The sequence below is a fragment of the Telluria sp. RT2P19 genome, assembly GCF_059685725.1.
On sequence record NZ_JCASIL010000013.1, the window covers coordinates 14,910 to 40,158 of the forward strand.

Consider the following 25,249-nt stretch of genomic DNA (forward strand, 5'->3'; position numbering starts at 1 on the left):
CGACGGCCGGGCCGGCGCATAGTGGAGCAACTCATGCATGACAAGCATTCCCTTCCGGCCCTGGCCCTGTCCTTAACCCTGGCGCTGGCCTGCGCGGCGGCCCCGGCGGCCGCGGCAGCAGCAGGCGCACCGCTGGCCGACCCGGTCGTGCGCACCGCCGAGATCGTGCGCCAGCCGGCCAAAGCCTACCTTACCGCGGTTACCCATGCCGGCAAGCGCATCGTGGCGGTCGGCGAGCGCGGCATCATCATCCTGTCCGACGACGGCGGCGCTTCGTGGCGCCAGGCGAAGGTGCCGTCCAGCGTGACGCTGGCCGCGGTCCAGTTCCCGACGCCGACCCACGGATGGGCGGTCGGCCACTACGGCGTCATCCTGCACAGCCGCGATGGCGGCGCGTCCTGGATCCGGCAGCTGGACGGCGTCCAGGCTGCGCAACTGGTGTTGCAGGATGCCGAGGCCCACACTGGCAGTGAGTCCGCCGCCTATCTCGCCGAAGCACGGCGCCTGGTGGCCGACGGCCCGGACAAGCCTTTCCTGGCACTGCATTTCAGCGATGCCCGCAACGGTATCGTGGTTGGTGCCTACAACCTGGCCTTCCGCACCCGCGACGGCGGTGCGAGCTGGACCCCGATCTCGAACCGCCTGGACAACCCCGGCGGCAATCACATGTACGCGGTCGCCGCATCCGGTAATGAGGTCTACATCGCCGGCGAGCAGGGCCTGCTGTTGCGCTCGGCCGACGGCGGCGAGCGTTTCGAGCGACTCGAGCTTCCCTATAAAGGCAGCTTCTTCGCTCTGACGGCCGGCGCCGGGCAGGTCGCGGTTGCCGGACTCGGCGGCAATGCCTTCCGTTCCGTCGACAGGGGTATGCGCTGGGACCGGATTGCGGTCCCGATGCCTGTGTCGATCACCGCCATGCGCGCCCAGGGCGACACGCTGTTGATGGCCAATCAGGCCGGGATCCTGCTGTGCGCGCCTGCCGGTGGCCCGGCCGCAGTGCTCCCGGCGCGCCCGCTCGGCCCCCTGAGCGACGTGCTCGCCCAGCCTGACGGCGCGATCGTCGCGGTCGGCATGTCCGGCGCCGTGCGCCTTTCCGCCCAACCGGGCGCCATTCCCCATTCTTACGCCGCAAAATGATCCCGACCCCACTCAGCACCCATGGCGCCCCCGGTGCGGCGCCGTTCGACCCACGCTCCGGCTCCTTCCTCGAACGCCTGCTGTTCAACCACCGCCTGGCGGTCGTGCTCCTGTGCGCGCTCGTCACCTGCCTGCTCGGTTACCAGGCCGGCAAGCTGCGCCTGAACGCCAGCTTCGAAAAGGCGATCCCGACCGGACACCCGTATATCGTGAACTACCTGGGCTACCAGAAGGAGCTGAGTGGCCTGGGCAATGCCGTGCGCATCGTGGTCGAGAATCCGGATGGCAGCATCTACGATGCGCGCTACCTGGCGACGCTGGCGAAGATCAACGACGAGGTGTTCCTGCTGCCCGGCGTCGATCGTCCCTTCATGAAATCGCTGTGGACGCCAAACACCCGGTGGGTCGGCGTGACCGAAGAGGGCCTCGAAGGCGGGCCGGTGATCCCCGACGGCTACGACGGCCGGCGCGACAGCCTGCGCCTGCTCGAGACCAACGTCGCCCGCTCCGGCGAGACCGGTCAGACCGTGGCGCGCGACGGGCGCTCGAGCGTCATCTATGTGCCGCTGCTTTCCAGCGACGCCGAGGGCAGGCCGCTGGACTACCAGGCGCTGTCCGCCGCGCTCGAGCAGATCCGTGCGAAGTACGAGCCGCAGGGCGTGCGCATCCATATCACGGGCTTTGCCAAGATCGTCGGCGACCTGATCGACGGACTGCACCAGGTGCTGCTGTTCTTCGCTGCCGCCATCGCGATCGCCGCCGCCATGGTGTTCTGGTATACCCGCTGCGCGCGCTCGACCGCGCTGGTGGTGCTCAGCTCCCTGGTCGCGGTGGTCTGGCAGCTCGGGCTGCTGCCGACTCTGGGCTATGCGCTCGATCCGTACTCGCTGCTGGTGCCTTTCCTTATCTTCGCGATCGGCATGAGCCATGGCGCCCAGAAGATGAACGGCATCATGCAGGACATCGGGCGCGGCGCGGACAAGCTGGTGGCGGCGCGCTGCACCTTCCGGCGTCTGTTCCTGGCCGGCCTGACGGCCCTGCTGGCCGACGCGGTCGGTTTCGCGGTGCTGTTGCTGATCGACATCCAGGCGATCCGGGAGCTGGCGATCGCCGCCAGCATCGGCGTCGCGGCGCTGATCTTCACCAACCTGATCCTGTTGCCGATCCTGCTGTCCTACACCGGGGTGAGCGCGCGGGCGGCCCGGCGCAGCCTGCACACCGAAAACACCGACCATGCCGACGGTGCCGGCGGCCGCAAGGAAGGGCTGTGGCGCCTGCTCGACCTGTTCACCCGCAAGCCCTACGCGGGCGTAGCCGTGGCCTGCGCCTGCGTGCTCGCGGCGGGTGGCGCCGTGATGAGCCAGCAGCTGAAGATCGGCGACCTCGACCCCGGTGCCCCGGAACTGCGTCCGGATTCGCGCTACAACCGCGATGTCGCCTTCGTGAGCGAGCACTACGGCGCCAGCAGCGACGTGTTCGCCGTGATGGTGAAGACGCCGGACAACGGCGGCTGCTCCAGCTACGAGGTGCTCAAGCGAGTCGACGCGCTCGACTGGCAGCTGCGCCAGCTCGAGGGCGTCGAGTCGGTCAACACGCTGGCGCTGCTGAACCGCCGCATGCTGAGCGGCCTGAACGAGGCCAATCCGAAATGGTATGAGCTGGTGAAGAACCAGAACATGCTCAACTCGGTCACCGCCGGCGCCCCGCGCGGCCTGTACAACGAGTCCTGCGGCCTGCTGACGATGTATGTCTACCTACAGGAACACCGCGCCGATACGTTGGCGCGCGTGGTCTCGCATGTGGAAGGCTTCGCGGCCGCCAACAACACCGGCGATATCCAGTTCCTGCTGGCGGCCGGCAGCGCCGGCATCGAGGCGGCCACCAACATCGTTGTCAAGCGCGCCTGGTACGAGATGTTGTTCCTGGTGTATGGCGCGGTGACCCTGCTGTGCTTTCTCACCTTCCGTAGCTGGCGCGCGGTCGTGGTCGCGGTGCTGCCGCTGATGCTGACCTCGCTCCTGGCCGAAGCCCTGATGGTGGCGCTCGGCATCGGCGTGAAGGTCGCGACGCTGCCGGTAATCGCGCTCGGGGTTGGGATCGGGGTCGACTATGCGCTCTATATCCTGAGCGTTACGCAGGCGCGCATGAAGGAGGGGATGAGCCTGTCGGACGCCTATTACCGGGCACTGCTCTTCACCGGCAAGGTCGTGATGCTCACCGGGGTCACGCTGGCGGTCGGCGTCGCGACCTGGGTGTTCTCGCCGATCAAATTTCAGGCTGATATGGGCATCTTGCTCGCCTTTATGTTCCTGCTGAATATGATCGGCGCCCTGGTGCTGCTGCCGGCGCTTGGTCACTTCCTGCTGCGCCCGGCAGTGGCGCGTCCGGCGAGCCAGGCAGCTGCCGGTGGCCTGGCGCCCGTGAGCGATGGGGTGCTGAACGGCTAGTCGCCGGTCCGCCGCAAGACATCCAGCTCAGGTTGTCTTGCGGCGCCAGGAAGGGAGCGCCAGGGTGCAACCCTCTGGCGCAGTCAGGTACGCCTCCGCAGCGCCGGACCCATCGGCGCCAGGGAGGGAAGGGGAGCCGGGTCAGCGGCTGCGGTGCTCTGCGACGCAGGGATTGCGCTGCAAGCCCAGGCCGGTGATCGAGGCCTCCATCACGTCGCCGTCACGCAGGAAGCGACCGAAGTGGATGCCGTTGCCGGCAGGCGAGCCGGTGCAGATGACGTCGCCCGGCCACAGCTGCACCCGGCTGGAGATGTACTCGATCTGGCGCGCGATGTCGAAGATCATGTCCGAGGTGCTTTCGTTCTGCATGACCTCGCCGTTGAGCTTGAGGACGATCTGCAGTTGGGCCGGATCTTCCACGAAGGCGGCCGGCACCAGGTAGGGACCGAGCGGCAGGAAGGTGGGCGAGTTCTTGCTCGAGATCCAGTCCGTGCCCATGGCTTTCGGTTCCTTGCACCAGATAAGGTCGCGGCTGGTAATGTCGTTGGCGATCGTGTAGCCGGCGATGTACTGGGCAGCATCCTCGCGCCGCACATGGCGCGCAGCCTTGCCGATCACCACTGCCAGCTCCAGCTCCCAGTCGGGCTGCGAGGCCAGGGCGGGCAGGATGACCGGATCGTAGGGACCGGTGATGGCGGAAGGGATCTTGCTGAAGACATAGGGCGAACCGGTCCTGGAGCGCTCGCGCATCATGTCTTCCGCATGGGTGCGCAGTTCGGCAGGCGTCATGTGCTCGGTACCCGGATGGGCGCCGGGGCCCATGCTGACCAGAATGTCGACCACGTGCTTGAAATAGTTGGCCCCGGTGCAGAAGATCTGGCGCGGCAGGTCGACCGGCGCGTGCACCTGGAGGCTGGATACCGGCGCCCAATTCAGCGCGTCGCCTTGGTCGGCCAGCGCGAGCGCCTCGGACAAGGCGGCGAAATTCGATTCCCAGTTCTGCAGCAGGGCGAATACCGATTCGCTGCCGCTCAGCCGCAGGCCCTTGTCGTCGGCCAGCCGCTGCAGGGTATGCAGGGCGATGACCTGCTCGCCCCGCACGAGTCCTGCGAAGGGTCTCGAGCCGGCCGCCGAGAAGGTGCCGAGCCGGAAGCCGGCCTGTTTGGATCCGGCCTGATCGTGGGTGTCTGTCATGAAGCGTGTTCCTTTGTCAGTAGGTGGTGCGGGAAGGTGGAAGACCCGACGGCAAGGGGCCGGTCCGGCGGGAGCCGGGACCGGCCAGCGTGGCCCAGTATAGGGACGGCCGGAACGCTTGACGAATGCGGAATTCCGACAGCACGCTTCGGAAAAACCGATAGATGGCGGCACCGGCGGGCCATGCGATCCATCGGTCCGGCCGATAGCTTCGATCCGAAAAAGCCATGCCAGGGACCGGCAGCGCGTCGGTAGAATCGACCGGATTACGGCCGCCCCTCGCGGCCCGCCCGCCGATCCATCATCAGGAGAATCCATGCTGTTCCATCAATGTACGCCGCAATGCCCGCGTGATTGCCCGGAGGGCGCCACCGCCCAGGTGCGCGCCAAGGCCAGGACCTTCACGGTCGACCTGCACTGCCATGCGCTGTTCCCGGAAGTCGAGAAACTGGTCGCCGGCCAGCCGGAGAAGCTGGCCGAGCCGGACATGATGCTGCGTGCGCTCGGCGCCGCCACGGTGGAGTACAACAACCGGGTGATGCTGCCACAGGCCGGACCCAGGCTGACCAATCTCGCGCAGCGCCTGGCCGACATGGATGCGATGGGCGTGGACATGCAACTGGTCAGCCCAACCTCGACTCAGCACTACTACTGGGCCGAGCCGGAGCTGGCGGCCGAGGTGGTGCGGATTCAGAACGAGGGCATGGCGGAGCTGTGCGCCACCCATGCGGACCGCTTCCTGGGACTGGGCACGCTGGCGCTGCAGCACCCCGCCCTTGCGCTGGAGCAGCTGCAGCATGCCGTGCGCACGCTGGGCCTGCGCGGCGTCGAGATATCGACCATGATCGCCGGTAGGGAGCTGGCCGATCCGATGTTCGAGCGGTTCTGGGCCAAGGTGGAGGAGCTGGGCTGCATCGTCTTCATCCATCCCTTCGGCACCACGCTAGGATCGCGCCTGGACCGCCACTACCTGTCGAACGTGATCGGGCAGCCGCTCGAAACGACGATCGCGCTGTCGCACCTGATCTTCGGCGGAGTCCTGGACCGCTACCCGGGCCTGAAGATCCTGGCGGCGCATGGCGGCGGCTACCTGCCTTCCTACATCGGACGCTCGAACCACGCCTACCGCGCGCGCACCGATACGCGCGGCTGCGCCAGGCCGCCGGGCGAGTACCTGCGCCAGATCTGGTTCGACAACCTGGTGTATGAGCCGGAGGCGCTGCGGCACCTGATCCAGGAGGCCGGTATCAGCCAGGTCGTGACAGGATCGGACTATCCCTTCGACATGGGCCAGTACGCGTTCGGCGGACTGCTCGACGCAGTGCCGGGCCTGTCGCAGGAAGACCGCGAACGCATCGCCTACGGCAATGCCGAGCGGCTGCTCGGCCAGCGCCTGCGCCCCGCCGGCTGGCAGGCACCCGCCGCATCCTGAAGCGCGGCAGGCAAACAGCCTCCCGCAACACGCATGGCGGTCACCGCTTCCAGACCGGGAGCGGTGCGCCGGCGTGCGTCCGGCACGGCCGCGCCAGGCATCGTCCCGGTGCCCGCATCGCATTCAGCGGGCCGATAGCTCGTATCGGAATTATCCATTTTACGGATGCACCGCGCCTCCATACAGTGAGCCATCGCCGTGCTGGGCAGCGCCGGAGCGCCCGCCGCTCCAGGCGTCGGGCCAGGCAGCCGGCGCGAACCGCATCATTTTCACCATTCGAGGACATCGCATGAACATCATTGGACCAGACGCGCTGCTGTTCGGCGTCGACGACGTCGCCGCCTGCGCGCAATACTTGAGCGACTACGGACTGGCGCCGGTCGACGCCGACGGCCGGGGCGGGCGCTTCGAGGCGCTGGACGGCACTGCCATCGTCATCGCGCACAAGGACGACCCTGCGCTGCCGCCCGCCATGGGCACCGCCAGCATGTTACGCAAGACCGTGTACGGCGTAGCCGACGAGCAGGCGCTCGGTACGATCGCCGAGGAGCTGGGGCGCGACCGCGAGGTCCGGCGCCTGGACGACGGCAGCATCGAAGCGCTCGACGACATGGGCTTCGTGCTGGGCTTCCAGGTAAGCAGGCGCCGTCCGCTCGACCTGCCGGCCGAGGCCATCAACGCACCGGGAGCGCCGGCCGGGCGTCGGGCGAATGTGCCCGGCGTGGACGAGGACGCGCCAGCGCTGCCGCGCACGCTCTCGCACGTAGTGTACTTCGTGCCCGACACGGCCAGGGCCGAGGCCTTCTACCAGCGCCTCGGCTTTATCATCACCGACCGTCTGCTCGGCGCCGGTCCCTTCCTGCGGCCGGCCGGCAGTGCCGACCACCATGCGCTATTCATGATCCAGACCCCTCCGTTCATGAAGGGCTGCGAGCACTTCGCCTTCCACATGGGCGGCCCGACCGAAGTGATGCTGGCGGGGACCCGCTTCGTGAACAAGGGCTACCAGTCGTTCTGGGGGCCGGGCCGCCACAAGATGGGATCGAACTGGTTCTGGTACTTCAACAGCCCGCTTGGTTGCCACGTGGAGTACGACGCCGACATGGACACCCACGACGCGGCGTGGTCTGCGCGCGCCGTTCCGATGGATGCCGACGCGTCGCAGCTGTTCCTGTTCGAGCAGCGCGACAAGTGGGCGCCGGGCGGTCCGCCGCCGGGTGCGGGAGGAGCCGGTGAGCGCCATTGAGCGCAAGCCCGAGGGGGCGGGCTTCCTGTGCCATGCCGCCGAGCTGGCCGAAGGACAGTCGCGCGGCTTCGATCCCTGGGGCGAGGGGCGCGACACGGTGCTGCTGGTGCGCCACGGCGGCCAGGTGTACGGGTGGCGCGACGCCTGCCCGCACCATGGCGGCACCCCTATGGCTTGGCGCAAGGACGCCTACCTGAACGCCGACCGCAACCGCATCGTTTGTGCGGCGCATGGTGCGCAGTTCGACATCGCCAGCGGCGCCTGCACGCTGGGGCCCTGTATGGGGCAGTCGCTGCAGCGCATCGACATCGTCATTACGACAGAACACGAAATTTACATCCAGCGCGAAAGTGGAGGAGACAGGGAACATGACAAACACGGCTGACAAAGTACTCATCATCGGAGGCGGGTTCTCCGGCATGGCCGCGGCCATCGAACTGCGCCGCCAGGGCGTCAGAGTCGAACTGGTCGAGATCGACCCCGGCTGGCGCTCCTACGGCGCCGGCATCAGCCTGGGCGGCGCCACCCTGCGCGCGTTTCGGCGCTTGGGCGTGCTCGACGCCTTCATGGCCCATGGCGCGGCTACGGACAACGTCGACATCTGCATCCCGACCGGCGTCAAGGTGGCCACGCTGCCGACACCGCGCCTGGCCGGGCCGGACGTGCCGGGCAACGGCGGGATCATGCGGCCGGTACTGGCCGGCATCCTCGCCGAGGCCACCCGCGCTGCCGGCGTCAAGGTGCGCCTGGGCTGCACCTTCACCCAGATCGAGCAGGACGGGCAGGGCGTCGACGTCAGCTTCAGCGACGGCAGCAGCGGGCGCTACGACCTGGTAATCGGCGCCGACGGGCTGTATTCGAAAGTGCGAGAGAGCATGTTCCCGGATGCGCCCACGCCGCGCTACACCGGCCAGGGAGTGTGGCGCGCGGTGCTGCCGCGTCCGGCGGAAATCACGGGCGCCACGATGTGGGTCGGCGACAAGGTCAAGACCGGCCTGAATCCGGTGTCGCGCGATCACATGTACCTGTTCGTGACCGAGGACCGTCCGGAGAATACCCACATCGCCCCAGGCGAGTTCCTCGCCACCCTCAAGGGCCTGCTGGCGCGCTTCCCGGCGCCGCTGATGCAGCAGGTCGCGCAGCAGCTCGACGCCGATTCGCAGATCGTGTACCGCCCGCTTGAAAGCATCCTGATGCCGCGTCCCTGGTATCAGGGACGGCTGGTGCTGGTGGGCGACACCGTGCATGCCACCACGCCCCACATGGCCGCCGGCGCCTGCATCGGCATCGAGGACGCGATCGTGCTCGCTGAAGAAGTGGGCAAGGGCGGGCCGGTCGCGGAGGCGCTTGCGCGTTACCAGGAACGCCGCTGGGAACGCTGCCGGTTAGTGGTCGAGAACTCCGGCCGGCTGGGCGAGATCGAGATCGCCGGCGGCGACAAGGAAGAACACGGAAAAATCATGCGCGAGACCATGGTGGCGCTCGCCGGCCCGATCTGAAGGAAACACTATGACCCGTCAATTCATCGACCTCTCCATCTTCCTCGAGAACGAGGTGCTGTCCGATCCGCCGCCGCTGGCGCCGAAGATCACCTACCAGAAACACGACGAGACGCTGCAGGGCTTCATCGACATGATTCCGGGCACCACCCCCGCCGACTATCCGGATGGCGAAGCCGCCGCCGCCGAATGGGTGACTCTGACCACCCACAGCGGTACCCACCTCGACGCGCCCTGGCACTTCCATTCGACGATGGATGCCAAGAACGGGGAGCAGAAGCCTTCGATCACGATCGACGAGGTACCGCTCGAATGGTGCTTCCAGCCGGGCGTGAAGCTCGACTTTCGTCGCTTTCCGGACGGCTACGTCGCTACCGCCAAGGACGTCGAGGCCGAGCTGGAACGCATCGGCCGCGTCCTGCAGCCGCTCGACATCGTGGTGGTCAACACCCGCGCCGGCAGCCGCTACGGCAATAACGACTACGTCTCGGCTGGCTGCGGCATGGGCTACGAGGCCACCATGTATCTGCTGGAGCGCGGCGTGCGCCTGACCGGCACCGACGCCTGGAGCTGGGATGCGCCGTTCTCGTATACCGCGCAAAAGATTGCCGAGACCGGCGACATGTCCCTGATCTGGGAAGGCCACAAGGCCGGGCGCGACATTGGTTACTGCCACCTCGAGAAGCTGCACAACCTTGAAGCCTTGCCGGACCATGGCTTCTTCATCAGCTGCTTCCCGCACAAGGTGCGGCGCGGCTCGGCCGGCTGGACCCGTGCGGTGGCGATCATCGACGACGCGCTGCTCGCGCTGCCACGCAAATGAGGGAGTACGGATGAAACTCGCCACCTACCGCAACGGCCAGCCCGACGGCCGGCTGATGGTCGTGTCGCGCGACCTGACGCGCGCATTTGACGCCGGCGCTATCGCGCCCAACCTGCTGCATGCGCTGCAGCACTGGGAGAAAGTCGCACCGGGACTGCAGCAGCTGTCCGACGTTCTAAACGTTCATGCAGACAGCTCCGGCGTCGAGACCTTCCACCCCGCGCGCTGCATGGCGCCACTGCCGCGCAGCTTCCAGTGGTGCGACGCCTCGGCCTTCCTCAATCATGGCCGACTGATGGAACGCGCATTCAGTACGCCGCCGATTCCGGACTTCGACACCATCCCGGTGATGTACCAGGGCGCCTCCGACGATTTCCTCGGCCCCTGCGATCCGGTTCCAATGCCGGACGAGGCGCTGGGCATCGACTTCGAGGGCGAATTCGGTGTCGTGACCGGGCCGCTTCCGATGGGCGCAAGCCCAGAGCTGGCCGAGGGCGCGATCCGGCTGGTGGTGCAGCTGAACGACTGGAGCCTGCGGGCCTTGGCCGGGCGCGAAGCGCGCAGCGGGTTCGGTTTCCTGCAGGCCAAGCCATCGACCAGCTTCGCGCCAGTCGCTGTGACTCCGGACGAACTGGGCGAAGGCTGGCGCGACGGCCGCGTGCAGCTCGAGCTGGAGGTGACCTGGAACGAACAACGCTTCGGTCACCCCCACGGCGGCGAGATGCACTACAGCTTCGGCGAGCTGCTGGCGCATGCGGCGCGCACCCGTAAGCTGGGCGCCGGCACCATCGTCGGCAGCGGCACGGTGTCGAATGCCGGTGGCGAGCGCGGCTCGGCCTGCATCACGGAGCGTCGCGTGATCGAGATCCTGGCGCAGGGTGCGCCCGTCACCGGCTTCATGCGTTTCGGCGACCGGGTCCGCATGTGCGCACGCATGGCGAGCGGGGAGGCGCCGTTCGGCGCGATCGATCAGCGCGTGGTTCATGCAGAGGAAGGCGGGCGCGTCTGATTCCGAGGCCTGTCGCCGCGGTGCGACATATGGAATTCGAACGAGCTACAAGGAGCAGGGATGGAGTCTGAAAAGCATGGACGCATCTTGCGTGGGAAGAATGGCTTGCGCTTCGGTATCCGGCAAAGGCTGGCACTCAGCTTCGCGCTCGTCATTGGCCTCTTGCTGTTGCTGGCCGCTGGCATGGTGTGGCAGATGCGCGCACTGAACGTCCAGGTAGAACGTGTCGAAGGGAGCACAATCGGCGTAGCGATATTGCACACCGGCTCAATGCGGCGCAGCTCGACTGGATGCTTCAAATGCGCACGCTGATCATGTTGAGTGCCCCGGACGACCTGAAGGCCCAGGTCGACACCTTGACCGAAGTAAAGCAGCGCTACGAAACCATCGAACGTGCACTCGATGCATCACTGGTCGGCAGCGACAGGGAAGCGTTGGCGATGCGGGCCCAGCTGCTCAGTGTACGCAAGCTTCGCGAAGAGCTGGCCATCGGCCATGAGGCTGCGACCAATATCGTCATGAATGGCGCTGGCGCTGGCGCGGACGCCGCGCTTGGCGTGCTGTTGCCGGCAGAGGGGGCTGAGGCCAGGTGGCGCCAGCAGATTTTCGAAATGGTGGATGCTGCCGACCGCGCCAGCCGGCGCGAGTTTCAGGCCATGCGTGAGCAAAGCCGGACCGCTACCGTGGGTATCGGCGTGATTTCGGGCCTTGCTGTGCTGGCCGCAGTGTTGGCTGCCATCGGCATCGTGCGCTATATCACGCGCCTCGTGGCGGAGATGGCGGTGGTGGCCGAGCGCATCGCCGACGGCCACCTGGACACACCCGTCGACGCTGCTCGCCAAGATGAATTCGGCAGGTTACTCGGCGCGATGGACGTAATGCAGCAGCGCTTGCGTCACACCGTTTGGCCCTGCGAAAGTCGTCCTACACCGTCAGCAGTACCTGCAGCGACATCAGCATAGGCAGTCATGACTTGTCCAGGCGCACAGACGAGGCCGTAATCTGCCTGAAGGAGACGTCGCTGGCGGCACGCGAACTTGCGCAAGAGCTGAGCGTTGGCGTCGACACGGCAATGAAGGCGAGCGCAATGGCGCGTAAGGCGCGCGATGACGCTCAGCATGGCAGCGCTGCGGTGGTTCAACTTACGGCGAGTATGCGATATATCGCCCTGGTGTCGCGCCAGATCACGCAGATCCTTGAAGCGATCGATAGCATTGCCTTCAGGACCAATCTGCTGGCACTGAACGCTGCCGTAGAAGCAGCGCGTGCCGGTGAGCAGGGGCGCGGCTTCGCGGTGGTGGCGGCCGAGGTGCGTCAACTTGCGCAGCGCGCTGCCGAGGCATCCGACCAGATCCGAAGCTTGAGCGCCGAGACCAGCGCAAGTATCGAACAGGGTGAAACCAGCCTGGCTGCAGCCACCAACACGGTCAACGAATTGGTGGCCGCCGCCGATAGTGTTACCCGTACGGTGGATGGAGTCGCGCAGGCGACGTTGCGTCAGCGTAGTATTGCAATCCGCATCGACGACACCGTGCTTCAGCTAGAGCAGACGACCCGAAAAAATGCAGCGCTCGCGGTAGAACAGTCGGAGGCCGCGGCCGTGATGCAGGGCGAGTCGGTTGAATTGTCGCGTGTGGTGAGTAGTTTCCACGTCAACGATGATACAGGACGGGAAGCACTATTCAATCCCATGCATGTGCCGGCCCGGCAGCGGGAAGTCGAGCGCTTTGCGTTGCCGTGATCGCTGCTCAGGCCCACATGCGCATCGCGGGAATAGCATGCTCCTGGGTAGCAAGCATCGGATCATTCGGCGCAGGGCCCTCGTTGCTACCAGGCTCTCCGCTCGCGATGTCGGTCAGCAGTGCGCGCAACCACTTGTGCGATGGATCGTTCTCCAGATAGCGGTTCCACTGCATGCACATTTCGATCTTTGGAAACGCTATCGGCGGATCGACCAGCCGGATCGGATAATAGCAGGCCAGCATGCGTGCTAGCCTGGTGTGCATCGTTGCGATGCGGTTGGTGCCGATGACGAAATGCGGGAGGCTCGTGAAGTTGGGAGTCGACACCTCGATACGGCGGTCGTAGCCGTTCTCTTTCAGGAAATGCTCTTCGAAACTTGTTTGTGCGATACCAAAACGGGAAGATACATGGCCTAGCTTCATGTATTGTTCTAGCGAGATTGTGTCGCCGACGAGTTCATTGCCGGCCCAGACAATGCAGGTATAGGACTCTTCAAATAGCATCTGCATGGGCTGCGACTCCGACATATATTTCTTGGGGAGGATCACCAGCTCGACTTCTCCACGCTCAAGCCGTTCGGCGAAGACCGCAGAGGACAGCGAGATGTCGATTGATATGCCTGGCGCTTCCGAGTCTATGCGGCGGCCGAGTTCACCCAGCAGGACTGTCGATACGAAGTCGGAAGCGACGATGCGAAATTCGCGCACGGCCGTTGCCGGATCAAACTCGGGCTTGATCTCGATTGTCCGCTGGATCTGCAGCAACACGTCGCGCACCGGTTCCATCAGGCTGAGGGCGAGCGGCGTGAGGACCAGGTTGCGGCCTGCGGGCATGAGCAGCTCATCCTTGAAATAGTCGCGCAGCCGCGCCAGGACGCCGCTCGTCGCGGACTGGCTCAGGTTCAAGCGGCGTGATGCGCGCGTGATGCTCTGCTCGCTGAGCAGCGCGTCAAGCGCGACAAGCAGGTTCAGGTCTAGGCGGTTGAAACGCATGGTGTCTCCTTATTGTGGGCGAGCGTCTCATGTCGCTGCGCTCTCAACTGACGATGATGCCATACCGACGCCAAGTCGTCATGAGGTTTGTCGGCGGCTACTGCATCCGTATACTGCGGACTGGATGCATTGCCTGCCGAGGTGCTGGCCATGCTGGCCGGGTTACACGCCCGGTTGTAGCCACTTCTCCAATGCTGGGCGTATCCGCGGGAATGGCTTCGCTGCTGACGAGTTTCTCCCAGTGTCTAATGTCATCACTGAAATAACGGCTGGCGCGCGGACGGATAAGCTGCCTAGGGTTTCGAGGAGCGGAATTTGTGTATGTCTCGTCGCGTTGAATGCCCCGTTTGCAGCCGTGCCTATTAACGCTTCCGATGACGTACAGGTTTGAATGCCACTAAGGGGTAATACGAATCCTCTCAACCCATTTTGAGCACAATCGAAATTTGAATTGGTCAAACTCATGTGGTAGGAAGCGTGGTTCTCGACTATGTCGTTGATTATTGGTGCGAAATACCCTGCAAAGCCGTTTAAGCGTTGGCAGCGTATTCAGTTGCGTTAACCTGCAGCTTAACAATCCTTAGCTGGCTAGACTTGGACCGCTCTGCGATCCGAGCAGTTGCTAAGGCGCAACTTCGCTGTGCATCCAACCCGACGCTTTTTTCGACAGGTTGACTTGGCGGGGAAATCCCCCTTTTGAAGCCTTGCACAAAACGAACTGCGGGAAAATTCATGATGGTTCCTTGCAGAGATAGCGTTTTTATTGTAATTATGGCAATACTAAGCTCCGCTGTGTTGATGAAGTTGGCATGTGCGTATGTCGATGGTTGATCAGGTTTAAAGTAGGTATTTCCAGCCACGTTCGGGTGAGTCAAATTTCTGAGGTAACAAAGTTTATAGGGGTATGGGTGAGGGTAGCGGCGAGGGATCGCACAAGAAGTTCTTGATAGTGCGGAGGCGCTTTTTGGCGAATCCTAATCCCACCGTCTCCGCCAGTTACTTGAAAAAGCCCCTATGAAGGGGCTTTTTCTTTTCCGCCTACCCCCGTTTCTACACCCGTCCTGGCCGAGGCTCGTTCTGGTCCGGTTTGCAGCTTGCTCTGCCATTCCGCGATAGCGGCCTCGTCCGCCGGCAACCGCGCGTGGACTTGGCTGGGCCGGCGCCGGGAAGGTACCGGCCTGGATCCGCTCATAGATCGTGGCGCGCTTGATCCCAGCCTTTCCATTACGGCCGGCAGGCGCAAAAGCGTCTAGGTTCATCCATGGTGCTTCTCCTTCTTCGCCGGATTCGCTTTGCGACCGCTGGCGACCAGGGCGGGATAGCGCGTGCCGTGAAACGCGCGCTTCGCCAGCAGCCTGCCGCCCGGCACCGGTGCTCGCACATGCTGTTGGCCAGCCGGGACGGTCAGGCCGCGGAAGGCGCAAAGGTGGTCGCGCCGCGCCAGGTGCGTCAAGTCGCCCCGGGTCGACCATTAGCCGTGCTCTGCGTCGTCTGCAACTCGATCGGCCTGCACGGGCCGCGGGCCCCGCAAGGTGGCGAGCATCGTTGCCGTATGCGCGGCATCAAGATAGGTGCCCTTGCACGACAGTGCGATGTCGCCATCCCTTAAGCCGATCGCAGCATAGCTTTTCATCGGGGGGCGTCCTCAATGGCGGTCGGTACAGCCAAATGCACCGGCCGATATACAGGTAGTCGCCCTCGACGCTCATCCATGGATTGACCCGTCCCGCCGCTTTGCAGCGCGGCGCCCGAGCCGCCGCCGCCGCATCGCGCACCTCGGGACTGAGCGCCGATAGCTTGGCGGCGACCAGCCTTGAATGCGACGAACTCCCCATGCAGCCAGTCCTTGTCGAACTGGCCGTCGCTGTTCAGGTCCGGCAGGGTAGGCCATCCAAGCGACGAACGCTTCGAGATCGTCAGCCACAGCCTGTGCACCGCTCCCTGCATGCTGGGCGGCTGGCTGTACGCAGTACTGGATGCCTACGTAGAGCGCGGCGCGAAGCGCACCATCCATTCCGCGGTCGCTTGGATAGCATTCACGGTCGCAGAATGCAGCGAACGCGGATCCAGGGTTATTCGCGCCAATCACGGGCTCCGCTTGCGCTGTTGGCGTGGCGTCTCAAGCAGGAACGAATCGGCGCAATTGGTGGGCTTGGAACTTGACCGTGCGATTCGTCCGCGAAGCCGGCAAGAGCATCGGGATAGCCCGTGGCGATGCGGAGGCGCGGGCCGGATGTTTTACTTAGCCGTCCGCTGCTTGCGGCGGCGCACCATCCAGCCCATCAAGCCGAGGGTAGGAAGCAGTAGGGCGCCGGTGCCGGGTTCGGGAATTTCCGCGGTGCCAAGCGTGGTCAGCGATCCAGCGGTCACACGCCGATACGGGCTGCAGTTCGCGCATTCATAGCTTGTTGCGGTATCGAGCGCGAATTCTCCCCCAAGGGCATCCAGCGGATTGGCGAATGAGAAGTTGAAGTAACGATTGCCAGCGTTAGCAAATAAGATAAAGCCGTTTGCTCCTACAGCGCTGCCAAAGTACAGACCGCTATTGCTGCTATCAAAAGTGTACCCGGTCAGGGCGCCGTCAAAGGTCGACACATTGAAGCTGCCCGCAGTGCGTGCGATAGGATCCAGGCTGATCGCACCGGTGGCGGTGGTGCCGTCGGACAACTCAACGCCGGACAGCGTCCAGGTCAGCAGCGCAGCCTGCGCTGGCACCACTGGCCCCAACATCAGCGCTGCAGTCATGGCAGCCACGCGAAAATTATTCATATTCATCGAGATCCCTTAGGTTTATATGTCAGGCGAGTCCAGCCCAGTGCTCCTCCCTAAAGCAATACTCATGCCATAGTTACATATACCTTTCCAATCAACAACATATGAGTATCGAAGAGATTTCGCGATACACGACATGTAAAATTTGCCGACAGGCAATTCACTCAGTTACCTCAACGCTTGGTGGCGGCCTTGTCGCGAGGGCTGCCTGGCATCCCGGCTGAAGCACCGAATCAGCCCACAGCCGATGGGCGCCGTGCCGACCTTGCTTGCAGGGACAGGCTGGCGCACATACGGGCCACTTGCAATAGCGCGCCGCCTCGTCGACATGGCTGTCTCAAGGCGGAGAACGCCTAAGCTCATGGGTATGAGCAATGTCAGGAAATAAGTCGCGGTGATATGGAGCACGTCGCCGGCGAACTACCTTAGCGGGAGATATTTACTTTATGTATGGCGGAGATCGCAAATAGAAATTGGATTTATATCCTGATCCTGGCTAAGCTTGCTCCATCGCTCAACGCCAACCAATCAGGAGCTGTCATGGCTATCTCGACCACCCTTCGCCAACCCAAATCCGCATCCGGCCTACGCCTCCTGTTCGCTCGCATGGGCTCGCAACTGCGCCGCATGATCGCGATGGCAGGCGCCCCGTACGTGGATGGCGCGATGCCGCTGTAAGCGACATAGTCATCCTTTCGAGCGCCCCGCCCAGTGCGGGGCGCTGCCGTTTACGTCGCCGGAAACCGTTCGCTTCCACCGTGCTTCGATGTCGCTGTCAGCCCATGCGGTGCAAGCCACCACGCTTTGGCCGGTCGGCGCGAAACCGGGGTCACCGCAAGGGAGACAGCGTGAACGGCTCGAGCGCTGCGGATATGAAGCCTGGCATGGCGGCTGTCGCTGGCCCGGCGGGCGCGCAGTGTCAGCGCCGACGATGACGTGATCACCGCTGGCGGCGAGTGCGCGCACTCGCCGTGCCGCAGGCACGGGTACGGCGAGATCGGCGCGGTCGCGGTTGGTGGCAACGTAGCGCAGCGCTTGAGCAGATCACAACCGAGATGGAGCGCCTCCAGGCTGACCGGGCGCCGACCTCGTCCCGCACGGCAAGCGACAGCCACGCCCCACATCGGTAACCGTTTTCGACATGTCGCCTGTTGACCCGGGCGCGGAAAGGCGATAGCATCCTTAAAAATGACAACGTTGGACAATTGGCCGGGGCGAGGTTCTGGAACCAGTTGATCCGATGCATAGGCCGCAGGCCCAAGGAGACAGCTTGTCCACTATCCACGACGTCGCTGAAAAGGCCGGCGTATCGATCAAGACCGTATCGCGGGTGCTCAACGACGCGAGCAGCGTGTCGGAAAAGACCCGCACCCGCATCGAGCAAGCCATGCAGGCGCTCGATTTCGCGCCGTCGGCGGCGGCGCGCATGTTGCGCGGCGTGCCGACCGGGTTGGTCGCCGTGATCGCTGAAAAACTCACCACCACGCCCGATTCGTCCGAGATCATCAAGGGCATCCAGTCGGTGTGCGAGGAAATGGGCAAGATGCTGATCATCGGCGAGACCGGCGGACGTGCCGATGTCGCCAGCCGCCTGGTGGCCGATATGCGCGCACGGCGGGTCGAGGCGATCATCTTCGCCACGCCATTCCACCGCGAGATCACCCTCAACGAAATGCTGGGGCAGACGCCGACTGTTCTGGCCAACTGCTTCGAGGCCGAGCCGCGCTACCCGCAAGTGGTGCCCGACGACGAGGCAGGCGGGCACGCCGCCGCCGCCGCCGTCCTGCAGGCCGGCCATCGCAAGATCGCCTTTCTCCAGCTGATCGAAGACATGGTCGCGACCCGCCTGCGGATGCAGGGTTTCCAGCGCGCGATGCAGGAGCATGGCGTCGCGCCGCGTGCCGACTGGCTGCTGCACGGCGCTACCGAGGCCGAGGACGAATTCGCCCAGCTCGACACCACGATCGACGGCCTGGTCGCCGGCGCCGACCGCCCCAGCGCCATCCTGTGCGGCAACGACAAGATGGCGATGCGCGTGATCTTCATCCTGCAGCGGCGCGGCCTGCGGGTGCCCGAGGATGTCTCGGTGGTCGGCTTCGACGATTTTCGCCTGATCTCCGAGGCCCTCGATCCGGGTCTCACCACGGTCGCGCTGCCATACCGCGAGATCGGCGAGCTGGCGGCGCGCCGGGCCCTCGGCGGCGACCAGGATGCCGGCATGGTGCGCGTGGCTTGCCGCCCGGTGCTGCGCGGTACCCTGAGCGCGCCGGCCAAGGCGAAAGGCACGCGCCGATGAAGCCGCTCCTGTTGTCCCTGACCGCAGCGTTGGCCTGCCATGCGCTGGCCTGTCACGCGCAGGCCGCGCCGGTCGAGATCAAGGCCTGGCGCCACGATACGGGCGATGCCGAAATGGTCGCCAGCAGCCAGATGGTCGAGCGTTTCAATCGCAGCCAGGACCGCTGGAAAGTGGTGGTCGAATCGATCCCCCAGGGTTCTTACACCGAATCGGTCACCGCCGCGTCGCTGGTGGGCCACCTGCCGTGCGTGATGACGATCGACCAGCCGGCGGTGCCCAACTTTGCCTGGGCCGGTAATATCCGCCCGCTTGACGACTTGCTGCCCGCGGCGGTCGTAGAGCCGTTGCTGCCGGGCGGCCGTGGCGTGTACGACGGCCGTCTGTACAGCGTCGGCCAGTTCGATGTGGTGCTGGCCCTGTTCGCGCGCCGCTCGGCGCTGGCGCGCGAAGGCGTGCGCGCGGCCACCATCGAGCACCCTTACACGGCGCAGGAACTGTACGACATCGTCGCGAAAGCCAAGCGCGCAGGTCGCTACCGCTTTCCGCTCGACCTCAACGGCAAGGCCAAGGGCGAATGGGTCAGCTATGGTTTCTCGCCCTGGTTCCAGAGCGCCGGCGCCGACCTGATCGACCGCGCCGATTACCGGCGCGTGGACGGGGTGCTCAATGGCGCGCCGGCGCTGGGCGTGGCGCGCTACTACGCGCGCCTGTTCAAGGAGCGCCTGGCCGAACGCAACCCGGCCGACGAGAAGGGTTTTGAACAGGGCCGCTCGCTGATCCAGTACACCGGCTCATGGAAGGCGCGCGACTATGCCAAGCGTTTCGGCGACGACCTGGTGGTCATGCCGCCGCCCGATTTCGGCCACGGCCCGCGGGTCGGCGCCGCCTCATGGCAATGGGCGATCGCGCGCAATTGCCGGCATCCGGAAGGCGCGGCCGCGTTCCTGGCCCACGTGCTGTCGGCGCCCGAGATGGCGGCCATGTCGCGCGCCACCGGCCTGATTCCGGTCACGCTGGAAGCGGCGGCGCTCACCGAGCGCTATCGCCCGGGCGGCGATGGCCGCATCTATTTCGATTTCGCGGCCCGCTATGCGGTGGCGCGGCCGGCCACGCCGGCCTATCCCGCGATCTCGGCGGCATTCGAGAAAGCCATGTCCGACCTGCGCGGCGGCAAGGACCCCGACGACGCGATGGACGAGGCGGTCGAAGCGATCGAGTACGACATCGCGCGCAACAACGGCTATCGCAATAGCCACGCACGAGAGGCGGCCAGCAAATGAAGACGATACTTGGTCGGGACCATCCGCTGGCGGTGAGCGGCTTCGCCGGGCCGGCGTTGATCCTGTTCGGCGTATTCGTGCTGCTGCCGCTGCTGCTGGCGGCGGCGGCCACCTTCACCAATCACCGCCTGGTGTCGCCCGAGCCCACCCGCTACGTGGGAATGGATAACTACGCGCGACTGCTGGCGTTGCAGGTGACGACGGTGGCGCCGCTGCGCAATGCGGCGGGCGATGTGCAGCGCGACGAAGAAGGCCTGCGCTATCCCACGTGGCGCCAGGTGCGCCAGGCCCAGCCCGCACTGGCCGGCTACCGGCCGGCCTGGCAATTCGAGCTCGGTGAGCGCCGGGTGGTGCTGGCGGCCACCGATCCGCTGTTCTATCGCTCGCTGATCAATACGTTCCTGTTCGCGCTGCTGGTGCTGCCGCTGCAGTGCGGCGTGGCGCTCGGCCTGGCGCTGCTGGTCAACCAGCGCATGGCCGGGCGGATCTTCTTTCGCACCGTGTATTTCGCGCCGGTGGTGACCTCGATGGTGGTGGCGTCGATCGTGTGGTCGTTCATGCTCAATACCGACCGCGGCCTCCTCAACGAGTTGCTGCGCGCGCTCAGCGGCAACCCCGACGCCGGCCCCGACTGGCTGGGAGAAAGCAGCCACGCGCTGCTGGCGATCGCCATCATGTCGGCCTGGCAGGGCGCCGGTTTCCAGATGCTGGTGTTCCTGGCCGGGCTGCAGTCGATCTCGTCGGAGCTGTACGAGGCGGCCACGCTGATGGGCGCCAACGCGTGGCAGCGTTTCGTACACGTCACCCTGCCGGGCCTGCGCAACACCATCGTGTTCGTGCTGGTGTCGACCATGCTGATGGCCTTCGGCCTGTTCACGCAGGTCGACGTGATGACCTCGGGCGGGCCGCTCGATTCGACCACCACCGTGGTCTACCACGCGGTGCGCAGCGGTTTCAGGCAGCAGGACATCGGCTATGGATCGACCATCACCGTGGTGTTCTTCGGCATCGTGCTGCTGGTCTCGCTGCTGCAACGAATGCTGCTGGCGAAAGGAGCAAGTAAATGACAAGCATGATTCGCCGGACCCTGCTGCGTCTACCCATGCTGCTGGCCATGTGCGCGCTCGGCGTCGTGTTCGCGACTCCCTTGCTGTTCATGTTCGCGGCCTCGTTCAAGCACGACGACGCCATCTTCGCCAACCTCGCCAGCTGGACCAGCTATGTGCCGGACGCCGGCTGGTCGCTGGCCAACTACGCCGCCATTTTCGAGCGCAGCAACCTGCCGCTGTTCTTGCTCAATTCGACCATCATCGCGGCGCTGGTGGTGGTGGGCGGGATCCTGGTCAACAGCATGCTGGCCTTTTCCCTCAGCCGCATGCGCTGGCGCGGCCGCGGCGCGGTACTGTCGGTGGTGGTGGCGATGATGGTGATCCCGTTCGAGGTCATCGCCATCCCGCTGCTGTCGCTGGTCGCGCGCCTGCCGTGGCCGGGCTTCGAGGCGGGCATGCTCACCTGGCAGACCGGCTGGTTCAACAGCCTGCACGTGCAGATCATCCCCTTCCTGGCCAATGCTTTCTGCGTGTTCCTGTTCTATCAGTTCTTCCGCGATATTCCGCCCGAACTCGACGAGGCGGCCAAGATGGATGGCGCCGGCCCCTGGGCCCTGTTCTTCAGGATCATCCTGCCCAATAGCGGGCCGGTGATCGCCACCGCCGCCATCGTGTTGTTCATCGCCGCCTGGAACCAGTACCTGTGGCCGATCATGGTGGTCCAGGGCGAGGCCGCGCGGCCGGTGCAGCCGGGCATCCAGCAGTTCTTCGGGCGGTCCAACTCCTGGGGCCAGATCATGGCCTACGCGTCGGTGGTGACCCTGCCGGTGCTGGCGGTATTCCTCGCATTCCAACGCCAGTTCGTCGCCTCGGTGGCGGGTTCCGGCATCAAGGGCTAAGGCCTTACTTTTACTCTCGCTAACCACAATGACACTGAGCATCGACGACAAATTCATCTGGGACTTCTGGCATTTCGAGGAGGACGGCGAACAGCACCTGTTCATGCTGCAGGCCGACCGCGCCATCGGCAACCCCGACCTGCGCCACTGGAACGTGTCGGTCGGCCACGCCGTCTCGCGCGACCTGCGCAACTGGGATTATCGCGGCACCGTGTTCCAGCCGTCGGCCGGCCCGGCCTGGGACGATTTCACCACCTGGACCGGGTCGGTGATCCGCGCCGAAGGCTGCTACCACCTGTTCTATACCGGCACCAGCCGCAGCGAGAACGGCATGCGCCAGCGCATCGGCCACGCCACCTCGGACAGCATCGACGGCCCATGGACCCGGGTCGGCGACGGCCTGGCGCTGGACCTCGATGAACGTTACTACGAGGAATTCGCCGAAGGCAGCTGGCACGACCGCGCGCTGCGCGATCCATGGGTGCTGCCCGAGAAGATCGATGGCGCCTACCATATGTTCTTCACCGCGCGCCGCAAGGATGGCGAAAAGTACGCGCGCGGCGTGATCGGCCATGCCGTCTCGACTGACCTGCTGCACTGGGAAGCGACCGCGCCGGTGTACGGGGGCGGCCACTACGGCCAGCTCGAGGTGCCGCAGGTATTCGAGCGCGACGGCCGCTGGTTCTGCACCTTCTGCAATGTGCGCGAACACTGGTCCGAGGCCCAGCGCGCCGGCCACGGCGGCGGCGTGTCCGGCACCCATTACCTGGTGGCCGACCATCCACTCGGTCCATGGACGCCGGCCGAAGGTTTCCTCGACGGCGATGTGCCGTGCAGGCGCTACGCCGGCAAGATCCTGCGCGACCCGCTGACCGGCAACGACTGCCTGATGGCCTTCCTCGATACCGGCGCGAACGGCCAGTTCGTCGGCCAGATCAGCGATCCGATCCCGCTGCGCCTTGAGAATGGGCGCTACCGGCTGGCCGATTCTTCCGGCCACGAATGACAACGATAGACACGAAGTAGGCCGCCGACGAGCGGCCATCCAAACAACCAAGGAGACCCGGTGAAACCATCCCTGAAGACTGGCTTCGCGCTGTTGCTGGCCTCATTGTTGCCCGCGGCCGCCATCGGCGCCGCGCCCGCAACGCCCGGCCAGCCACTGGCCACCTGGAGACTGGACGAAGGCCGCGGCCGCGACACGCTCGAAGCGGTGTCCAAGCGCCGCGATCCGGTGAGCTTCGTATTCAACGAAGCGCGCTACAAGCCCAATTCGGATCCGCAATGGCGCGCCGCGCGCGCCTGCATCAAGGGCGGCTGCCTGCTGTTCGACGGCTACTCGACCGATATCGAGGCGCCCGGCCTGTCGGCGCAGCAGTTGGCCGCCGGCTGGACGATCAGCGCCTGGGTCGCACCGCATGCCTTCGAGTGGGGTGATGGCGGCCAGTATTCGGGCTTTGTGAGCCAGTATGACGAACAGGCCAGGTCCGGCTTCTCGTTCGGCATGTACCGGTTTGGCGCCTGGGGCATCAAGCTTGGGTTCGGCGCCCGCGAGTTCGACCTGCGCGTGAACGACCGCAAGCTGCCAAAAGACCGCTGGTCGCACGTGGCGGCCAGCATTGATCCGCGCGGCCGGCGCGTGCGGCTCTTCCTCGACGGCGAACTGGTGGCAAGCGGCGCCGGGCCGAAGGAGGGCGCTTTCACCGTGCCGGCGCGCGGCCTGACGATCGGCCGCCATTCCGAGCCGCGCAAGGTGGCCGACGTGTTCGAAATGAATACCTTCCTCGGCCTGATGGACGAGGTGCGCATCGAGGCCGGCGCGCGCGACGCGGCGACGGTCGCGGCCGCGATGCGCGCCGATCTGGCCGCGCGCGGCGGCAGGGCGCCGCAACTGGCGCGCGCCGACCTCACGATCGATGCCGCCGTGTTCTCCGGCGACCGCCATCGCCCGCAGTACCACGCGATGCCCGATTTCGGCTGGATGAACGAGCCGCATGGCGCGTTCTACTACAAGGGCCGGTACCACCTGTTCTTCCAGAAGAATCCGTTCGGCCCGTTCTGGCACCAGATCCACTGGGGCCACTGGATCAGCCCGGACATGGTGCACTGGCGCGAGCTGCCGATGGCGCTCGCGCCCGAAGACGATACGCTGGCGCCGGACGGCATCTGGTCGGGCAGCGCGACGTACAAGAAAGACAGCACGCCGACGCTGTTCTTCACGGCCGGTAACGACTCGGCGCCGGTGCGCGAGCGCAGCGGCGTGGCGTGGCCGAAAAATCCCGGCGACCCCGAACTGGTGCAGTGGGAAAAGCATCCGGTGCCGGTGACCGTGCAGGAGGAGGGCAAGGGCCGCAAGGGCGATTTCCGCGACCCCTTCGTGTTCCGGGACGAGGAGGGCGACCGCTGGTTCCAGCTGGTCGCGTCGCGCGAGCCAGGCCGCAGCGGCACCGCCCTGGTCTACGAATCGACCGACCTGATGAACTGGAACGCGCGCGGGCCGCTGTTTACGATCGACCCGGTCAAGTACCCGGCCTTCGACCGCACCTGGGAGCTGCCCTTGCTGCTGCCGATCGGGAAGGGCAAGGATGGCCGGCCGCGCCACGCCTTCCTGGTCGATGTCAAGGCGCAAGCCTATTACTGGACCGGCGTGTTCGATAGCGCCAGCGCGCGTTTCATTCCCGACAGCGAGGCGCCGCGCGTGTTCGACCTGGGAGAAGGCCACTTCTCGGGCCCGAGCGGTTTCGTCGATCCGAAGACCGGACGCAGCATCGTGTTCTCGATCGCCCAGGGCCAGCGCACCGCGCAGCAGGAATGGGATAGCGGCTGGGCCCACAATGCCGGGCTGCCGATCACGCTGGGCATCGGTGCGGACGGCGACCTGCGCCTGGCGCCGATCGCCGAGCTGGCCAGCCTGCGCCAGGAATTGCTGCTGGACCTGAGCGACGTGACGCCAGCTACAGCCGCGGCGCGCCTGGCAGGCGTCAAGGGCGACCTGCTCGAGGTCGAACTGGAATTGGCGCCGGGGCCCGCCAGCACCGCGGCGCGCGCTCTGGTGCTGCGCAAGACGCCGGACAATGCCGAGCGCACGATCCTGTCGATCGACCCGGCGAACAAGCGCTTCGAGATCGACCGTACCCACACCACGCTCGACCCGGACGCACGCTCGCGCGGCGTGCAGGGCGGCGCCTTCGATGCGCGCGGCGAGCACCTGCGCCTGCGCGTCTTCCTCGACCGCTCGATGGTCGAGGCCTACCTGAACGAACGCAAGAGCCTGACCAGCCGGGTCTACCCGAGCCGGCTGGATGCGACCGGCCTGGCCTTGAACGCGGCGCCGGGCGACCGCATCGTGAAGCTGAAGGTCTGGCGGATGGGGGCATCGAACGGCAAGTCGGTTGTCCCCGCACAGCCAGCCGGCGCAGGACGTTAATCAA

At 65.5% G+C, this 25,249-nt stretch carries 23 protein-coding genes; 18 read left to right on the forward strand and 5 right to left on the reverse strand.

Features of this window, described 5'->3' with window-relative positions:
* The first annotated feature begins 33 nt into the window (after nt 1–33).
* Entirely contained in the window at nt 34–1,137 is a 1,104-nt protein-coding gene (locus tag AC56KW_RS16470; RefSeq protein ID WP_497171757.1) for a WD40/YVTN/BNR-like repeat-containing protein, read from the forward strand.
* Nucleotides 1,134–3,584: an efflux RND transporter permease subunit gene (locus AC56KW_RS16475; RefSeq protein ID WP_497171758.1), complete on the forward strand. Its 2,451-nt coding sequence runs from the start codon at nt 1,134–1,136 to the stop codon at nt 3,582–3,584. The genes AC56KW_RS16470 and AC56KW_RS16475 overlap by 4 nt, the downstream gene beginning before the upstream one ends.
* Before the next feature lie 141 nt (nt 3,585–3,725).
* On the opposite strand, the gene AC56KW_RS16480 is transcribed toward AC56KW_RS16475, so the two are convergent.
* Nucleotides 3,726–4,778 (reverse strand): fumarylacetoacetate hydrolase family protein, encoded by a 1,053-nt coding sequence (locus AC56KW_RS16480; RefSeq protein ID WP_497171759.1) that lies wholly within the window; start codon nt 4,776–4,778, stop codon nt 3,726–3,728.
* 316 nt (nt 4,779–5,094) lie between these two features.
* Here AC56KW_RS16480 and AC56KW_RS16485 point away from each other — a divergent pair, with 316 nt between their 5' ends.
* From AC56KW_RS16485 to AC56KW_RS16525, 9 genes are all read left to right on the forward strand, one after another.
* Nucleotides 5,095–6,210, forward strand: coding sequence for an amidohydrolase family protein (locus AC56KW_RS16485; RefSeq protein WP_497171760.1), 1,116 nt, complete (start codon nt 5,095–5,097; stop codon nt 6,208–6,210).
* Between the two features lie 289 nt (nt 6,211–6,499).
* A complete protein-coding gene (locus AC56KW_RS16490; RefSeq protein WP_497171761.1) occupies nt 6,500–7,456 on the forward strand; it encodes a VOC family protein in 957 nt (318 codons plus the stop codon).
* Nucleotides 7,452–7,841, forward strand: a complete 390-nt coding sequence (locus AC56KW_RS16495; protein WP_497171905.1) for a Rieske (2Fe-2S) protein — start codon at nt 7,452–7,454, stop codon at nt 7,839–7,841. Before AC56KW_RS16490 ends, AC56KW_RS16495 begins: the two co-directional genes overlap by 5 nt.
* Nucleotides 7,825–8,955, forward strand: coding sequence for an FAD-dependent oxidoreductase (locus AC56KW_RS16500; RefSeq protein ID WP_497171762.1), 1,131 nt, complete (start codon nt 7,825–7,827; stop codon nt 8,953–8,955). The genes AC56KW_RS16495 and AC56KW_RS16500 overlap by 17 nt, the downstream gene beginning before the upstream one ends.
* A 10-nt stretch (nt 8,956–8,965) precedes the next feature.
* Nucleotides 8,966–9,778: a cyclase family protein gene (locus AC56KW_RS16505; RefSeq protein WP_497171763.1), complete on the forward strand. Its 813-nt coding sequence runs from the start codon at nt 8,966–8,968 to the stop codon at nt 9,776–9,778.
* A 10-nt stretch (nt 9,779–9,788) separates the two neighbouring features.
* Nucleotides 9,789–10,787, forward strand: coding sequence for a fumarylacetoacetate hydrolase family protein (locus AC56KW_RS16510; protein WP_497171764.1), 999 nt, complete (start codon nt 9,789–9,791; stop codon nt 10,785–10,787).
* A gap of 60 nt (nt 10,788–10,847) precedes the next feature.
* Nucleotides 10,848–11,099, forward strand: a complete 252-nt coding sequence (locus AC56KW_RS16515) for a hypothetical protein (RefSeq protein ID WP_497171765.1) — start codon at nt 10,848–10,850, stop codon at nt 11,097–11,099.
* Entirely contained in the window at nt 11,087–11,749 is a 663-nt protein-coding gene (locus AC56KW_RS16520) for a HAMP domain-containing protein (protein WP_497171766.1), read from the forward strand. The genes AC56KW_RS16515 and AC56KW_RS16520 overlap by 13 nt, the downstream gene beginning before the upstream one ends.
* Before the next feature lie 110 nt (nt 11,750–11,859).
* The gene (locus AC56KW_RS16525) at nt 11,860–12,528 is read left to right on the forward strand and encodes a methyl-accepting chemotaxis protein (RefSeq protein ID WP_497171767.1); all 669 of its coding nucleotides are present in this window, start codon (nt 11,860–11,862) and stop codon (nt 12,526–12,528) included.
* Nucleotides 12,529–12,535: 7 nt separating this feature from the next.
* On the opposite strand, the gene AC56KW_RS16530 is transcribed toward AC56KW_RS16525, so the two are convergent.
* The 4 genes from AC56KW_RS16530 to AC56KW_RS16545 form a co-directional block, all read right to left on the reverse strand.
* Nucleotides 12,536–13,522: a LysR family transcriptional regulator gene (locus AC56KW_RS16530; RefSeq protein ID WP_497171768.1), complete on the reverse strand. Its 987-nt coding sequence runs from the start codon at nt 13,520–13,522 to the stop codon at nt 12,536–12,538.
* Nucleotides 13,523–14,144: 622 nt separating this feature from the next.
* Nucleotides 14,145–14,234, reverse strand: a complete 90-nt coding sequence (locus AC56KW_RS16535; protein WP_497171769.1) for an AlpA family phage regulatory protein — start codon at nt 14,232–14,234, stop codon at nt 14,145–14,147.
* A gap of 759 nt (nt 14,235–14,993) precedes the next feature.
* Nucleotides 14,994–15,155 (reverse strand): hypothetical protein, encoded by a 162-nt coding sequence (locus AC56KW_RS16540; RefSeq protein ID WP_497171770.1) that lies wholly within the window; start codon nt 15,153–15,155, stop codon nt 14,994–14,996.
* Between the two features lie 605 nt (nt 15,156–15,760).
* Complete coding sequence (locus tag AC56KW_RS16545; RefSeq protein ID WP_497171771.1) at nt 15,761–16,297, reverse strand: PEP-CTERM sorting domain-containing protein; 537 nt, start codon at nt 16,295–16,297, stop codon at nt 15,761–15,763.
* A 537-nt stretch (nt 16,298–16,834) separates the two neighbouring features.
* Between AC56KW_RS16545 and AC56KW_RS16550 the strand changes: the two genes are divergently transcribed.
* The 7 genes from AC56KW_RS16550 (at nt 16,835) to AC56KW_RS16580 (ending at nt 25,245) form a co-directional block, all read left to right on the forward strand.
* Nucleotides 16,835–16,972: a hypothetical protein gene (locus tag AC56KW_RS16550; protein WP_497171772.1), complete on the forward strand. Its 138-nt coding sequence runs from the start codon at nt 16,835–16,837 to the stop codon at nt 16,970–16,972.
* A 592-nt stretch (nt 16,973–17,564) separates the two neighbouring features.
* Nucleotides 17,565–18,590: a LacI family DNA-binding transcriptional regulator gene (locus tag AC56KW_RS16555; RefSeq protein ID WP_497171773.1), complete on the forward strand. Its 1,026-nt coding sequence runs from the start codon at nt 17,565–17,567 to the stop codon at nt 18,588–18,590.
* The gene (locus tag AC56KW_RS16560; RefSeq protein ID WP_497171774.1) at nt 18,587–19,870 is read left to right on the forward strand and encodes an extracellular solute-binding protein; all 1,284 of its coding nucleotides are present in this window, start codon (nt 18,587–18,589) and stop codon (nt 19,868–19,870) included. Before AC56KW_RS16555 ends, AC56KW_RS16560 begins: the two co-directional genes overlap by 4 nt.
* Nucleotides 19,867–20,937, forward strand: a complete 1,071-nt coding sequence (locus AC56KW_RS16565; RefSeq protein ID WP_497171775.1) for a carbohydrate ABC transporter permease — start codon at nt 19,867–19,869, stop codon at nt 20,935–20,937. Before AC56KW_RS16560 ends, AC56KW_RS16565 begins: the two co-directional genes overlap by 4 nt.
* On the forward strand, nt 20,934–21,818 hold the full coding sequence (locus AC56KW_RS16570) for a carbohydrate ABC transporter permease (protein WP_497171776.1): 885 nt from the start codon (nt 20,934–20,936) through the stop codon (nt 21,816–21,818). Before AC56KW_RS16565 ends, AC56KW_RS16570 begins: the two co-directional genes overlap by 4 nt.
* Before the next feature lie 28 nt (nt 21,819–21,846).
* Nucleotides 21,847–22,824 carry a family 43 glycosylhydrolase gene (locus AC56KW_RS16575; protein ID WP_497171777.1) on the forward strand — a complete coding sequence of 326 codons (978 nt, stop codon included), beginning with the start codon at nt 21,847–21,849 and terminating at the stop codon, nt 22,822–22,824.
* Between the two features lie 60 nt (nt 22,825–22,884).
* Nucleotides 22,885–25,245: a GH32 C-terminal domain-containing protein gene (locus AC56KW_RS16580; RefSeq protein ID WP_497171778.1), complete on the forward strand. Its 2,361-nt coding sequence runs from the start codon at nt 22,885–22,887 to the stop codon at nt 25,243–25,245.
* Nucleotides 25,246–25,249 lie beyond the last annotated feature (4 nt).

Coding starts and splice junctions, on each gene's coding strand:
- AC56KW_RS16470 (WP_497171757.1), top strand. CDS start 34: ATGCATGACAAGCATTCCCTTCCGGCCCTGGCCCTGTCCTTAACCCTG.
- AC56KW_RS16475 (WP_497171758.1), top strand. CDS start 1,134: ATGATCCCGACCCCACTCAGCACCCATGGCGCCCCCGGTGCGGCGCCG.
- AC56KW_RS16480 (WP_497171759.1), bottom strand. CDS start 4,778: ATGACAGACACCCACGATCAGGCCGGATCCAAACAGGCCGGCTTCCGG.
- AC56KW_RS16485 (WP_497171760.1), top strand. CDS start 5,095: ATGCTGTTCCATCAATGTACGCCGCAATGCCCGCGTGATTGCCCGGAG.
- AC56KW_RS16490 (WP_497171761.1), top strand. CDS start 6,500: ATGAACATCATTGGACCAGACGCGCTGCTGTTCGGCGTCGACGACGTC.
- AC56KW_RS16500 (WP_497171762.1), top strand. CDS start 7,825: ATGACAAACACGGCTGACAAAGTACTCATCATCGGAGGCGGGTTCTCC.
- AC56KW_RS16505 (WP_497171763.1), top strand. CDS start 8,966: ATGACCCGTCAATTCATCGACCTCTCCATCTTCCTCGAGAACGAGGTG.
- AC56KW_RS16510 (WP_497171764.1), top strand. CDS start 9,789: ATGAAACTCGCCACCTACCGCAACGGCCAGCCCGACGGCCGGCTGATG.
- AC56KW_RS16515 (WP_497171765.1), top strand. CDS start 10,848: ATGGAGTCTGAAAAGCATGGACGCATCTTGCGTGGGAAGAATGGCTTG.
- AC56KW_RS16520 (WP_497171766.1), top strand. CDS start 11,087: ATGCGCACGCTGATCATGTTGAGTGCCCCGGACGACCTGAAGGCCCAG.
- AC56KW_RS16525 (WP_497171767.1), top strand. CDS start 11,860: ATGAAGGCGAGCGCAATGGCGCGTAAGGCGCGCGATGACGCTCAGCAT.
- AC56KW_RS16530 (WP_497171768.1), bottom strand. CDS start 13,522: ATGCGTTTCAACCGCCTAGACCTGAACCTGCTTGTCGCGCTTGACGCG.
- AC56KW_RS16540 (WP_497171770.1), bottom strand. CDS start 15,155: ATGAAAAGCTATGCTGCGATCGGCTTAAGGGATGGCGACATCGCACTG.
- AC56KW_RS16545 (WP_497171771.1), bottom strand. CDS start 16,297: ATGAATATGAATAATTTTCGCGTGGCTGCCATGACTGCAGCGCTGATG.
- AC56KW_RS16550 (WP_497171772.1), top strand. CDS start 16,835: ATGGCTATCTCGACCACCCTTCGCCAACCCAAATCCGCATCCGGCCTA.
- AC56KW_RS16560 (WP_497171774.1), top strand. CDS start 18,587: ATGAAGCCGCTCCTGTTGTCCCTGACCGCAGCGTTGGCCTGCCATGCG.
- AC56KW_RS16565 (WP_497171775.1), top strand. CDS start 19,867: ATGAAGACGATACTTGGTCGGGACCATCCGCTGGCGGTGAGCGGCTTC.
- AC56KW_RS16570 (WP_497171776.1), top strand. CDS start 20,934: ATGACAAGCATGATTCGCCGGACCCTGCTGCGTCTACCCATGCTGCTG.
- AC56KW_RS16575 (WP_497171777.1), top strand. CDS start 21,847: ATGACACTGAGCATCGACGACAAATTCATCTGGGACTTCTGGCATTTC.